Genomic DNA, 11,388 nt, shown 5'->3' with positions numbered 1-11,388 from the left:
GGAAACCGGCGTCGTGCTCTCGATGGGACGCGACACCTACAAACCGCCCGCGGCTTTGAAGAAGTGGCTCGAGGTGCGCGATGAAACCTGCACCTTCCCCGGGTGCCGGCGCTCCGCCAAACGATCAGACCTCGACCACAGTGTGGAGTGGCAGCACGGCGGGGAGACCGACGCGATGAACCTCGCCCACCTCTGCCCGTATCACCACGCGGTCAAGAGCTACACCCGGTGGTCGCCCAGGCACCTCGGCGACGGCCGCATCGAATGGACCTCACCCGCCGGGTACAGCTACATCGTCGAACCCTCCGCCGACATGAGACCACCCCGGAAACCGAAACCCGCACCGAAACCATCGGTCCCGATCGTGGACGTCTGGAACCTCGACCCCACACCCGAAGACCCCGACGACCCGACACCGTTCTAGAACCGGCGGGTCCCCCTCACTGGACTGCTACATTGTCCGGCCGCCGCAGCTATCGCTACGGCCCAAAAGCCACAGCAGCCGATGCGGGGACCGACCAGGCGACCGACAAGAACGGGATCATGGCCGGAATATGTGGATGGCTTCACGGACCGCGTAGTAGACGATCACATAGCCGGCGAGTGGATCGGCCCACCACCAGCCGAGGACGAGGTCGAGGACCAACCCCGCGAGTACGGCGACGGCCAGCACACCGTCGATCAGAGTGACTCGGCCTTCCGTGACGAGCACGGGATTTCCGAGGGCGCGGCCGGTCCGGGCCTTCCCGAACGCCAGTGCGAACATGACAGCGGCCGTTATGCCCGTCCAGACGATTCCGGCGACGCTCGGCGACGCATGGTGGTTCGACGCCAGGGCCACGGTCGATTGCACGGAGAGGTATGCGGCGAGCGCGACGAACGCGACACCGATCATCCGCAGCGCACGCTGCTGACGAGTCTCCCCCGTGCCGGACAGTTCCCAGAGCACGACCGTACTGGCACCGATCTCGATGAGGCTGTCGAGTCCGAATCCGACCAGGGCGACAGACGATGCGGTCACGCCGAGCACGGCCAGGATGGCGACCCCAACGACGTTCCAGCCCAGGGTGACATATTCGAGTCGTCGTCCTCGCCGGAGGAGAACCACCTCGGTGTCGACGGCTCCGGTTGAACGCATGCCGTCCAGCGTAGAGTGAATGTCTGGGCAGATCACAGGCTCAGAGGGTCGGTGCTGCGCACAGCGCTCCGCTCCCGAATCTCCCGAACCTCCCACATCGCCATCGAAGCCGGTCGGGGTGATGCCTGGTTTCGCCGACTGGACCTGGACGGTCGCGTCGTCTCGATCGAGGAATTCAGCGCATCGACCGCGCTGCACATCTCCCCCGAACTCGTCACCAGCTAAGGACCCACCCATGACAACCTCCCTCGTCGACACCATCAGCATCGCCCGCTGCATTGACCACACCCTGCTCAAGCCGGAGGCCACCACCGCCGACGTCACCGCCCTCGTTACCGAGGCCATAGAACTCGGCACCTACTCCGTCTGCGTCTCTCCCTCCATGCTGCCGCTCACCATCCCGGAAGGGGCCGACCTCAAGGTCGCGGTCGTCTGCGGTTTCCCCAGTGGCAAGCACCACAGCATCATCAAGGCCGCCGAGGCCGCCCTCTCCATCGCGCAAGGCGCCGACGAGATCGATATGGTCATCGACATCGGCGCGGCCAAGGCCGGCCGCTTCGCCGACGTGCAGGCCGGTATCGCCGCCGTGCGTGCCAGCGTCCCAGCACCGAAGGTGCTCAAGGTCATCATCGAATCCGCGGCGCTGACCGATGCCGAGATCGTCGCCGTGTGCGAAGCGTCCGTGGCCGCGGGCGCCGACTTCGTCAAGACCTCCACCGGCTTCCACCCCGCCGGCGGGGCCACTGTGCATGCGGTGCGCCTGATGAAGCAGACAGTGGGCGACCGGGCCCAGGTGAAGGCGTCGGGCGGAGTCCGCAGCTTCGACGACGCCCTCGCCATGATCGAAGCGGGCGCGAGCCGCCTCGGCGTCTCCGGCAGCGCGGCGCTGCTCGCCGGCGCCATCCCGACCGGAGCTGCCGGGTCCTACTGACCCCCTCTCAGGCAAAGAATGACCCGGACTTCCGACGGAGTCCGGGTCAGTGTGGCGGGAGCGGGAATCAAACCGACGACGCCTTCCGAGCTTCCCGGTCAGCTGAACTGGCCGGAGAACTTATATGTGAGCTGCGACCAGGATCAAGGCGCGAGTTCTTGCGATATGCACGTCAGCTACCGCCCGACAACGAAGTGGACGACTTCCCCGGAACAATGCGCAACAAAGGCTTTCCGCTCCGGCATCGCTGACTACGCTTTCACAAAGTCCGCCAGCCGAGGCGGCTTACCCCCATCGTGAAGGACGCATCCATGACCGTTCTCGAAGAAGTCCTGTCCGCAAACAGCGCATACGCCGAAGCATTCGGCGACAAGTCAGAGCTCGCCCTGCCGCCGGCCAGGGGCTTCGCGATCCTCACCTGCATGGACGCGCGCCTCGATCCGGCCAAGTACGCGGGTCTGAGCGAAGGCGACGCGCACGTGATCCGCAACGCCGGCGGGCGTGCCTCCGACGACGCCATCCGCTCGCTCGTCATCTCCTACAAGCTCCTGGGCACCAAGGAATGGTTCGTCATCCACCACACCAACTGCGGGATGGAATTCTTCACCGACGAAGTCATCCGTGGACTGCTCGCCAACAGCCTGGAGACGGCCGCCCTCGGCGAGGCCGGCTTCTACGACGTCGGCACCGGCCCGGGTTCGGCGGAGGCGAAGTACGTCGACTGGCTGACGATCTCCGACCAGGCGTCGAGCGTTCTGCAGGACGTCGGACGCATCAAGGCGCATCCGCTCGTTCCCGCGGGAATCCCGGTCTACGGCTACATCTACGACGTGACGACCGGCCGGCTCGTCGAGGTGCCTGCGGCCACGGCAGCCGGCTCGGCGCACTGAGGCGACCCCTGCCCGGCTGAGGCGCGGTGCCGGGGCAAGCCTGCGGGCGCGAGCCGGCGATGTGCGTCTACGGCGCCGGGGCGAGCATCCAGATGACTTCGCAGGCGTCCGCCGGCGAGGGGTTTCGCCAGCGATGCGGATCCCTGCCGCGGAATGTCATCGCGTCACCCGTGGCCAGGAGAAAGACGTCTTCGCCGATGACCAGCTCGAGAGAACCGGCCAGGACGAGCACGAACTCCGCCTCGCTTTCCAGTTCGTAGAGGTCCGGGCCCGCCGAACCCCCCGGCTGGATGCGGGAGTGGATCACCTGCATATGGGTCTGCACCCCCGGCGTCAGCAGGAACTCCTCGGCGCCCTGGCCCCCGAAGTTGATCGGCGCCCCCTCACCGGCACGGACGATCTGGGTGGCCGGCGCCTCGAAGAGTTCTCCCACCCGGAGACCGACGACATCGCAGATCGCGACGAGGGAGGAAACCGAGGGCGACACCTGGTCGCGTTCCATGCGGCTCAGAAACCCCGAGGTGACTCCCGCCGCGGTGGAGACCGCCTCCAGGGTCAGGTTCTTGGCCTGCCGGGCTGCGCGGAGCCGCGCTCCAATCGGAATCTGACGTGCCATTTCAACGTCCCTACGGTTCGAGCCGAATCGCTACCGCTCGCACCGGAGCACCATCTGCCGCTTCAAAAGCTATCGGAAGAAGCGAGATCACCGGCGCAGGGAAGTCGATTGCCGCGATATTCGTCAGATTCTCCCCGATCACGCCGTCGACGTCTGAGATGAGGTGATGCACAGGGAATCCCTCACCCGGATGGGTCTCATCGGGGGTTTCATCGATGTTGATCGCGTCGATCGCGAACGTTCGCACGCCGAGCCCGATCAGGCGACGGCAGGCATCCGCATCGAGAAAAGGGTTCTCGAAATACCGGTCGGTGCCGTAGTGCTCGCTCCAGCCGGTGTGCAGGAGGATGATCGAGCCCGGTCGCACCTGGTCGGCGACCGGCTCGATGAACTCCCAGCCGATGCGGCCGCGGGGCCCTGCGGCCCGGGCGTCGACGATGACGCCGCGTCCGACGAAGCGCTCGAGCGGGATCTCGTCGATCTTCAGGCCGGTCTCGCTGAAGTGGAAGGGGGCGTCCACGTGGGTGCCGGTTTGGGACCCCATGGACACGTTGAGCAGATTGAAGCCGTCTCGCTCGATGGTGCTGTGCACGGAGAATTCGAGCACCGGATCCCCCGGGTAGACCTGCGTACCCGCACCGACGGGGACGGAGAGATCGACAATCGATTGTTTCGTCATGGTAAATAATTCTTGCATATCTATCAATTTTCTCCCAGTGAACGTAATGTCATCTCAACTTCTTCTGCGCAGTCGGAGACCCCACCCGCTACGAAAGACAAGGCGTTCACCATGACCAGCAGCAACACTGGCGCCGGCGATTCCGGCACCGCCGTGCTCAATGCCCGCCCCAAGATCACCGAGGTCGAAACCCACGGGATCGACACCATTCCACACCCTGACCGCACATCGACGTGGGTCGACCTCCTCCGCATCCAGTTCGGTGGCGCCAACACCTTCGCGACCGTTCTGCTCGGCACCTTCCCGATCGTGCTCGGCCTCTCGTTCTGGCAGGCCGTGCTCGCCACCGTCGCCGGAGTTCTCGTCGGCACCGTCTTCCTCATGCCGATGGGCCTTTTCGGCCCGCGCACCGGCACGAACAATGCCGTCTCGTCCGGCGCGTTCTTCGGCGTTCGCGGCCGCGTCGTCGGCTCCTTCCTGTCCCTCCTCACCGCGATCGCCTTCTACTCGATCTCGGTCTGGGTGAGCGGTGATGCCCTCGTCGGCGCGCTCAACCGCCTGGCCGGCATCGAGGACTCCGTCGGACTCCGCACCCTCGTCTACGGCGTCATCGGCGTGATCGTCATCGTCGTCGTCGTGTTCGGCTTCCAGTTCATGCTCCTCGTCAACAAGACCGCCGTGATCGCAAACACCGCCCTGATCCTGCTCGCGTTCGTCGCGTTCTCCGGCACCTTCGACGCCGGATACAACCCCGGGCCCGATGCCCTCGCCCTCGGCGGCTTCTGGCCCACCTTCGTCGCCTCCGCGCTCATCGTGATGGCGAACCCGATCTCCTTCGGCGCGTTCCTCGGCGACTGGTCTCGCTACATCCCGAAATCGACGCCGACGAGCAAGCTCCTCCTCGCCACCTTCCTCGGCCAGGCCCTCACCCTCATCCCGTTCCTGTTCGGCGTCGCCACCGCCACGATCGTCGCGGGCCAGGCCGACTACGTCTTCGCCCTCATCCAGGCCTCCCCGATCTGGTACGCAGTGCTCCTGATGGTTGTCGCCTTCATCGGCGGACTGTCGACGGGCACCACCTCGCTCTACGGCACCGGCCTCGACTTCTCCTCGGTCGTGCCTCGCTTCAGCCGGGTGCAGGCCACCATCGGAATCGGTGTCATCGCTTTCCTGTTCATCCTCACCGGGCGTCTGTTCTTCGACCTGCTCGGTGCCGTCAACGCGTTCATCGGGGCCATCATCGTGACCACGACACCCTGGATGGTCATCATGGCGATCGGCTTCATCGTGCGTCGCGGACACTTCGATGCCCGCAACCTGCAGGTCTTCAACAAGGGCGAGACCGGTGGCATCTACTGGTTCAACTCCGGCGTCAACTGGCGCGGCATGGTCGCCTGGATCGGCGCCGCCGTGATCGGACTCCTCTTCGCGAACTACCCGCCCGTCATCGTCGGCCCGTTCAGCGCCCTGGGCGGCGGCATGGACCTCAGCCTCGTGACGGCCGTCGTCGCGGGAGCCGTGCTCTACCTCGGCGCCCTCTGGATCTTCCCCGAACCCCGCTACGTGTTCGGCGAGGAAGGCCCGCGGCTCGTTCCCTCCTCGAATGCGCCGCTCCAGGACGTCGTGACCGACCACGCCTCGAGCGCGGCCCGCGTGCACGCCAGGGCCGCCGCACGGCGCGCCTCATGAGCAACGACGTGGCCGACCCCGGCACCCCGGCCGCCGACGCCCTCGCCGCCGCAGACGCGCTGATCTCCGACTTCGGAAACCATCTGCGGGACGCGTACTTCTCCCGGTTCGCCCCTGAGGCGACGTTCCTCTTCCATTCGGCGCCCGCGCGGCTCGAATCCCGGGCCGCCTACGAAGAGCTGTGGGACGAGTGGGAACAGCAGAACGGCTTCCGGGTGCTCTCCTGCGTCTCGAGCGAGCGTCGGATCCAGGTCTTCGGCGAGGTCGCCGTGTTCAGCCACGACGTCGCCAGCACCGTCACCTTCGACGGCACCGTGGAGACCCTGGCCGAGCGCGAGTCGATCGTTCTGGAAAACCGGGGCGGCACATGGCTGGCCGTGCACGAGCACCTCTCCGCGAGGTCGTGAGGTTCCCGTAGGAGCCGGACACGACATCCGCCCATGACCATATCGACACGCGTCCACACCCAGTCACCGAAAGAAGCATTCATGCACGAGATCGATTCCACCCTCGAGATATCCGACGGAAAGTTCCACCGGCTCCTCGGACCGGAGGCCCTCCCCGCGTTCGGCGACACCGGGGAACTCGAAGCGACCTGGGGACGGCGCTGGGGTGCCGCAGACGAGGTCGGCCGGCTGCGCTCCGTGCTGATGCGACGGCCGAGCCAGGGCCTCGCGAATGTGCGGGCGAACACCTACAACGAGGAACTCGGCGCCCTCGTCGACCCGGAACTGCGCTGGTACTGGACCGGGCGCGACACCCCGGACCTCGACCTCCTCAACGCGCAGTACGACGACTTCGTGAGCACCCTCACCCGCAATGACGTCGAGGTGGTGTTCGCCCCCGAGCTTCCCGCCACGTTCACGAAGTCTGTGTACACCCGCGACCCGTTGATCACGATCCCAGGCGGAGCGATCATCGGGCGCCTCGCCCCGCGGATGCGCCGGGGGGAGGAACAGTCGATCACCGCAACGGTCGCCGCTGCGGGGATGCCCATCCTCGGCACGGTCACCGGCTCCGGCCTCGCCGAAGGCGGCAGTTTCCAGAAGGTGCGGCCGGACACGGCGTTCTTCGGCACCTCGGTGCGCTGCAACCCGGAAGGGTACCGGCAGCTGGCGAGGATCCTCGAGGAATTCGGCATCACCCTGAAGCGGGTCACGCTGCCCGGATACCTCATCCACCTGGACATGTGCGCCGTCATGCTCGACGACGACCTCGCCCTCGTCAACCCGCGGCTGGCGCCCTACGACTACATGGCACAGCTGTGGGACCTCGGCATCGAAACCATCGAGGTCGATCCCCGCGAGGAATGGGCGTGCAACATGCTCGCCCTCGATCGCCGCAAGGTGATCATGCCCGACCACTTCCCGCGGACGGCCGAGATCCTCAGCGACCGGCACGACGTCGAGGTCCTGCCCGTCGCCTACCGCGAGATGCTCAAGAACGGCGGCAGCGTGCACTGCTCGACTATGGAACTGCAAAGAGACTGGAGCTAGACGATGACCACGAACACGATTGTCGACGCGAACACCGAGGCGGATGCCGCAGCACTCCTGGCCGATTTCCACACCATGTCCGAATTCGGCGCTACCAGCGGCGGCGGCGTCGACCGTCAGGCGGCGAGCGCCGCCGACGGCCAGACGCGGTCCTGGTTCTCTGCCTGGCTGGCCGACCGCGGCTTCCGGGTGGAGGTCGATACGATCGGCAACATCTTCGGCCTGCTCGAGCTGGTGCCCGGCGCGCCGTACGTGCTGTTCGGCTCGCACCTGGACAGCCAGCCCCTCGCCGGGCGGTACGACGGCGCATATGGCGTGCTCGCCGCCGGGCACGCCGCGCACCGCGCACACCGCGATCTCGCGGCATCGGGAATCACGCCCCGGTACAACATCGCCGTGGTCGACTGGTTCAACGAAGAGGGCTCACGGTTCAAGCCGAGCATGATGGGCAGCGCGGTCTTCACCGGCCGACTCGACCTCGAGGTCGCCTTGGCGACGACCGACCCGAGAGGCACGAGCGTGCGGGAGGCGCTCGACGCGATCGGCGGTCGCGGCGGCTTCGTCGGACCCGATGTGGCCGGCTACGCCGAGATCCACGTGGAACAGGGCCGCACGCTCGAAGACGCCGGGGTACCGATCGGAGTCGTCGCAAGCACCTGGTGCGCGTACAAATACGAGATCGTCGTACTCGGTGAGCAGTCCCACACCGGCTCGACCCTGATGCGGGACCGCCGCGATGCCCTTCTCGGTGCCTCCAAGCTCGTCGTCGCGATCAACGAGCTGGTCCGCGAGTTCGACGACGAGGTGCTGCACGCATCCGTCGGCGAGTTCACGGTCGGGCCCAACTCCCCCGTGACCATTGCACGCGAGGTTCGGCTGCTCGCCGACCTGCGCGCCCGGGAATCCAGCATCCTCGCCAGCGCCTTTGAAATTCTGCAACAGCGGATGCGCGCCATCGAGTCGGAAACCGGCGTGCGCATCGAGGTCCTCGCCTCGAGCGTCTGGGAGAGCGGACCTTTTCTCGAGACCGGGCTGGCCATCACCGAGACGGCCGCCGAGCAACTCGGCCTCGACAGCATGCGGGTGCTCACCCTCGCCGGGCACGACGCCACGAATCTGAAGGAAACGGTCCCCGTCATCCTCATCTTCGTTCCGAGCGTGGACGGGGTGTCCCACAACGAGAAGGAATTCACCCACGACACCGACCTCGTCGCGGGCGCCCGAGTGCTCACCGAGGTCGTGAAGCGCCTCGCGCTCGGCGACTTCGCGGGGTAGTCGCGGCGGCGCGGTTGAGGCGTCGCGTCCGGGATCGGTCCCCTAGCATGGCCACATGGGCGAGATCGAGGCTGGGCAAGGCAACGTTTCCGAGTCAAACCGCTCGCGTCGGGTGAGCGTATCGATGGTCGTCCTCGGCGCCGTGGCGGCCGTCATCGGACTTGTGCTTCTTCTTCTGCCGAGCAATCAAGCGAGCTTCGGCTGGTACGCGTATGCGCCGCTCAGCGATTCGACATTCCTCCCGCCGGGCGGGCTGTTCTCGCCACAGAATCAGATCGGGACGGTGGTGTTCATCGTCGGGCTGGTCGTGCTCGCCTTCGGTGCCGGCTGGATGCTCGGGCAACGTCACGATGTGCGCCGTGCGGAATAAACCAGAACATCGAACTAGACGATGAGTCCGCGGCCCGAGGGAAGGGGCGCCGATAGTCGTGGTGATCGACAGCACAATCCAAAGTGCGGGGTTTGTGCGGGGTTGAGCCTCTGGATGGCACGAAGAAGCCCCGGACTTCGCTGAAGTCCGGGGCTATGTGTAGCGGGAGCGGGAATTGAACCCGCGACACCACGATTATGAGCCGTGTGCTCTAACCAACTGAGCTACCCCGCCACGACCTGCCGGCCTCACGACCGCCCAAGCCTGAGCCCCCTGTGGGAATCGGACCCACTACCTCTTCCTTACCAAGGAAGTGCTCTACCAATGAGCTAAGGGGGCAGAACTTCTCTTCAGAAGTTGCGCCCTGAATTTCGGCAACCGGTAAACATTATCATCTCCGCCGCCCTCCCCGTGACCGTTTCACCCAACGGGCACGAGCACCCCGGGAAGCGCCCAGGCCGTGAACGACGGGCCGGGCGCTGTGAGGCGGATGCCGTCGGTCGCGCCTACGAGCTCGGCGTCGCCAAGAAGCCGCATCGCGGCATCCGCTCCCGCCAGCGTTCCGGCCGGCAGGGACACCGCACCGGGCGCCCGTGCCGCCAGCACGAGCACGGACTCATCGCCCGTTTCGCGCACGAAGACGAGCACGTCGTCGTCGACGTGCAGCCAGCGCATCGAGCCTCCGTTGAGGGCCGGGTGGCCGGTACGCAGGTGGATCAGGGCGGCGTAGAGGTCGATCGTCTCCGCGACCGCCGGCTCCCCCGCGCTCGCCCAGGGCATCGGCGTGCGCGAGTGCTCGCCGTCGTCGCCGGTGAGGCCGAACTCATCCCCAGCGAAGACGACCGGGATACCGGGCAACGTGACCGACAGCCCGAACGCCACCGGCACGGCTCCGTCCAGGGCGTGAGTGCGGAAGCGAGGTGTGTCGTGCGTGTCGAGGGCGTTCATCGTGGCGAGCCGCGTGCGCCAGGGGAACCCGGCGGTGAAGCGGCGATGCGCCTCGACGAACTGCACCCCGGTGTACTGCGGGATCGTGCCATAGGGCAGGCCGAAGAACGAGGAGGGACTGTTCGGCTTCGAGAGCCAGCCCCAGACCGGCCGGGTGAAGTTCGCGTAGGTCATCGCGCCGTGCCAGGCGTCGCCCTGGAAGTCGCTCGCGGCGTCATTGGTGCTTTCACCGAGCAGGATCGTGTCGGGGTTGACCTCGATCATGGTGCGGCGGATGGTCTGGCGCACCTCGGCGTTGAGGTCGTCGCCGAGCATCCGCCCGGTCATGTTGGCGACGTCGATGCGCCAGCCGTCGAGGCTGTACGGCGGCTCGAGCCAGTGCGCGACGACGGAGTCGGGGCCCTCGATGAACCGCCGCCGGAGCTCTGCCGAGGCCCAGTTGAACTTGGGCAGGCTGCGCGCGCCGAGCCAGGAGGCGTAGCCGTCGTGCTCCTCGTCGAGCCAATAGTAGAAGGCACCCTCGGGGGCCGCCGGGGCGCGGTGCGCGGCCCGGAACCAGTCGTGGCGATCGCCCGAGTGGTTGGACGTGAGGTCGCCGATCACCCGGAGGCCGTTCGCGTGCGCGGCACCGACGAGCCGGACCAGGGCATCGTCGCCGCCGAGCAGGGGATCGACCTCGCTGAAGCTCGAGGCGTCGTAGCGGTGGTTGGAGGCACCGGGGAACACCGGGGTCAGGTAGATCAGGGTGATGCCGAGCCGGGCGAGGTGGTCGAGGTGGTCGACCACGCCGTCGAGGTCACCGCCGTAGAACTGGTGCGAACGACCGGGCTGTTCCCTGTCGACGCCGTCGCTCCAGCCCGCCGGGATGCCCCACGCGGGTGCCTCCCGCCCGTCGGCCCTCGCGGACCGGCCGAACCGGTCGGGGAAGACCTGGTACATCACGGTCGACCGCGCCCACTCGGGCGGCGGAGCAAACGTGACGAGCTTGAAGTCCTCCGAGTCGAGCGTCTCGATGGAATGCACGCCGCTCGCGTTCAGCCAGGCGTGGCTGCCGTCGACCCGCGTGAGGAGGAACCGGTAACCGTGCACCGGGTTCTCCACGAGCACCTCGGCCTCCCACCACTGGGCGCCGTCGACCCACTGCGTGCCGTCGACCGTGCCGAGCAGGTGCGCCGCATTGAATCGAGGCTCCCTGTCGGGGTTGGACCGCGCGTAGACGGCACTGACACAGCCGAACTGCCGGGGAACGCGCACCCGCACCCGCACCCTCTCCCCGAGCGCGGGAGTCTGGGTGGAGACGTAGAGCGGTGACCCGTCGTGATGAGGCTCTGCAGAGGGCTGCGGGCGCATCGTGCC

At 66.9% G+C, this 11,388-nt stretch carries 13 protein-coding genes and 2 tRNA genes; 9 read left to right on the top strand and 6 right to left on the bottom strand.

Annotation, left to right across the window (positions count from 1 at the left end; translation table 11 throughout):
* A partial coding sequence (locus tag E3O50_RS19270) for an HNH endonuclease signature motif containing protein (RefSeq protein ID WP_166790626.1) occupies positions 1 to 424 on the top strand: 424 nt, incomplete at its 5' end.
* A 117-nt stretch (positions 425 to 541) separates the two neighbouring features.
* On the opposite strand, the gene E3O50_RS17940 is transcribed toward E3O50_RS19270, so the two are convergent.
* Complete coding sequence (locus E3O50_RS17940) at positions 542 to 1,138, bottom strand: cation transporter (RefSeq protein WP_134446647.1); 597 nt, start codon at positions 1,136 to 1,138, stop codon at positions 542 to 544.
* Positions 1,139 to 1,189: 51 nt separating this feature from the next.
* Here E3O50_RS17940 and E3O50_RS19265 point away from each other — a divergent pair, with 51 nt between their 5' ends.
* From E3O50_RS19265 to E3O50_RS17930, 3 genes are all read left to right on the top strand, one after another.
* The gene (locus E3O50_RS19265) at positions 1,190 to 1,363 is read left to right on the top strand and encodes a hypothetical protein (RefSeq protein WP_166787281.1); all 174 of its coding nucleotides are present in this window, start codon (positions 1,190 to 1,192) and stop codon (positions 1,361 to 1,363) included.
* A gap of 10 nt (positions 1,364 to 1,373) precedes the next feature.
* Positions 1,374 to 2,069, top strand: coding sequence for a deoxyribose-phosphate aldolase (deoC, locus tag E3O50_RS17935; protein WP_134558672.1), 696 nt, complete (start codon positions 1,374 to 1,376; stop codon positions 2,067 to 2,069).
* Between the two features lie 311 nt (positions 2,070 to 2,380).
* Positions 2,381 to 2,959 (top strand): carbonic anhydrase, encoded by a 579-nt coding sequence (locus E3O50_RS17930; protein ID WP_134558671.1) that lies wholly within the window; start codon positions 2,381 to 2,383, stop codon positions 2,957 to 2,959.
* Positions 2,960 to 3,026: 67 nt separating this feature from the next.
* Here E3O50_RS17930 and E3O50_RS17925 read toward each other — a convergent pair whose 3' ends face one another.
* Both E3O50_RS17925 and E3O50_RS17920 read right to left on the bottom strand, forming a co-directional pair.
* Entirely contained in the window at positions 3,027 to 3,575 is a 549-nt protein-coding gene (locus tag E3O50_RS17925; RefSeq protein WP_134448812.1) for an XRE family transcriptional regulator, read from the bottom strand.
* A 10-nt stretch (positions 3,576 to 3,585) separates the two neighbouring features.
* On the bottom strand, positions 3,586 to 4,254 hold the full coding sequence (locus tag E3O50_RS17920) for a cyclase family protein (protein WP_134558670.1): 669 nt from the start codon (positions 4,252 to 4,254) through the stop codon (positions 3,586 to 3,588).
* Positions 4,255 to 4,365: 111 nt separating this feature from the next.
* Here E3O50_RS17920 and E3O50_RS17915 point away from each other — a divergent pair, with 111 nt between their 5' ends.
* The 5 genes from E3O50_RS17915 to E3O50_RS17895 all read left to right on the top strand — a co-directional run bounded on the left by E3O50_RS17915 (position 4,366) and on the right by E3O50_RS17895 (position 9,084).
* Positions 4,366 to 5,943, top strand: a complete 1,578-nt coding sequence (locus E3O50_RS17915; RefSeq protein ID WP_134558669.1) for a cytosine permease — start codon at positions 4,366 to 4,368, stop codon at positions 5,941 to 5,943.
* Positions 5,940 to 6,350: a nuclear transport factor 2 family protein gene (locus tag E3O50_RS17910; protein ID WP_134558668.1), complete on the top strand. Its 411-nt coding sequence runs from the start codon at positions 5,940 to 5,942 to the stop codon at positions 6,348 to 6,350. Before E3O50_RS17915 ends, E3O50_RS17910 begins: the two co-directional genes overlap by 4 nt.
* A gap of 81 nt (positions 6,351 to 6,431) precedes the next feature.
* On the top strand, positions 6,432 to 7,439 hold the full coding sequence (locus E3O50_RS17905; RefSeq protein WP_134448808.1) for an arginine deiminase family protein: 1,008 nt from the start codon (positions 6,432 to 6,434) through the stop codon (positions 7,437 to 7,439).
* A 3-nt stretch (positions 7,440 to 7,442) separates the two neighbouring features.
* A complete protein-coding gene (locus E3O50_RS17900; protein WP_134558667.1) occupies positions 7,443 to 8,714 on the top strand; it encodes a M20 family metallo-hydrolase in 1,272 nt (423 codons plus the stop codon).
* Positions 8,715 to 8,769: 55 nt separating this feature from the next.
* Positions 8,770 to 9,084, top strand: a complete 315-nt coding sequence (locus tag E3O50_RS17895) for a hypothetical protein (protein WP_134558666.1) — start codon at positions 8,770 to 8,772, stop codon at positions 9,082 to 9,084.
* A 160-nt stretch (positions 9,085 to 9,244) separates the two neighbouring features.
* On the opposite strand, the gene E3O50_RS17890 is transcribed toward E3O50_RS17895, so the two are convergent.
* From E3O50_RS17890 to E3O50_RS17880, 3 genes are all read right to left on the bottom strand, one after another.
* Positions 9,245 to 9,318: transfer RNA gene (locus E3O50_RS17890), tRNA-Met, on the bottom strand.
* Positions 9,319 to 9,351: 33 nt separating this feature from the next.
* Positions 9,352 to 9,423, bottom strand: a tRNA-Thr gene (locus E3O50_RS17885).
* Between the two features lie 81 nt (positions 9,424 to 9,504).
* Positions 9,505 to 11,382 carry a glycoside hydrolase family 13 protein gene (locus tag E3O50_RS17880; RefSeq protein WP_134558665.1) on the bottom strand — a complete coding sequence of 626 codons (1,878 nt, stop codon included), beginning with the start codon at positions 11,380 to 11,382 and terminating at the stop codon, positions 9,505 to 9,507.
* Positions 11,383 to 11,388: the final 6 nt, after the last annotated feature.

Origin of the sequence: Cryobacterium sp. MDB1-18-1, from assembly GCF_004402735.1 — a bacterium.
GTDB lineage: Bacteria > Actinomycetota > Actinomycetes > Actinomycetales > Microbacteriaceae > Cryobacterium > Cryobacterium glucosi.
The sequence above is the reverse complement of the archived record's forward strand: the minus strand, read 5'-3'. Positions and strand labels throughout refer to the sequence as shown.

Excerpts from the sequence above, each read along its gene's own strand:
- E3O50_RS17940 (WP_134446647.1), bottom strand. The coding sequence starts at position 1,138 with ATGCGTTCAACCGGAGCCGTCGACACCGAGGTGGTTCTCCTCCGGCGA.
- E3O50_RS17900 (WP_134558667.1), top strand. The coding sequence starts at position 7,443 with ATGACCACGAACACGATTGTCGACGCGAACACCGAGGCGGATGCCGCA.
- deoC (WP_134558672.1), top strand. The coding sequence starts at position 1,374 with ATGACAACCTCCCTCGTCGACACCATCAGCATCGCCCGCTGCATTGAC.
- E3O50_RS17910 (WP_134558668.1), top strand. The coding sequence starts at position 5,940 with ATGAGCAACGACGTGGCCGACCCCGGCACCCCGGCCGCCGACGCCCTC.
- E3O50_RS17925 (WP_134448812.1), bottom strand. The coding sequence starts at position 3,575 with ATGGCACGTCAGATTCCGATTGGAGCGCGGCTCCGCGCAGCCCGGCAG.
- E3O50_RS17920 (WP_134558670.1), bottom strand. The coding sequence starts at position 4,254 with ATGACGAAACAATCGATTGTCGATCTCTCCGTCCCCGTCGGTGCGGGT.
- E3O50_RS17880 (WP_134558665.1), bottom strand. The coding sequence starts at position 11,382 with ATGCGCCCGCAGCCCTCTGCAGAGCCTCATCACGACGGGTCACCGCTC.
- E3O50_RS17915 (WP_134558669.1), top strand. The coding sequence starts at position 4,366 with ATGACCAGCAGCAACACTGGCGCCGGCGATTCCGGCACCGCCGTGCTC.
- E3O50_RS17895 (WP_134558666.1), top strand. The coding sequence starts at position 8,770 with ATGGGCGAGATCGAGGCTGGGCAAGGCAACGTTTCCGAGTCAAACCGC.
- E3O50_RS17930 (WP_134558671.1), top strand. The coding sequence starts at position 2,381 with ATGACCGTTCTCGAAGAAGTCCTGTCCGCAAACAGCGCATACGCCGAA.
- E3O50_RS17905 (WP_134448808.1), top strand. The coding sequence starts at position 6,432 with ATGCACGAGATCGATTCCACCCTCGAGATATCCGACGGAAAGTTCCAC.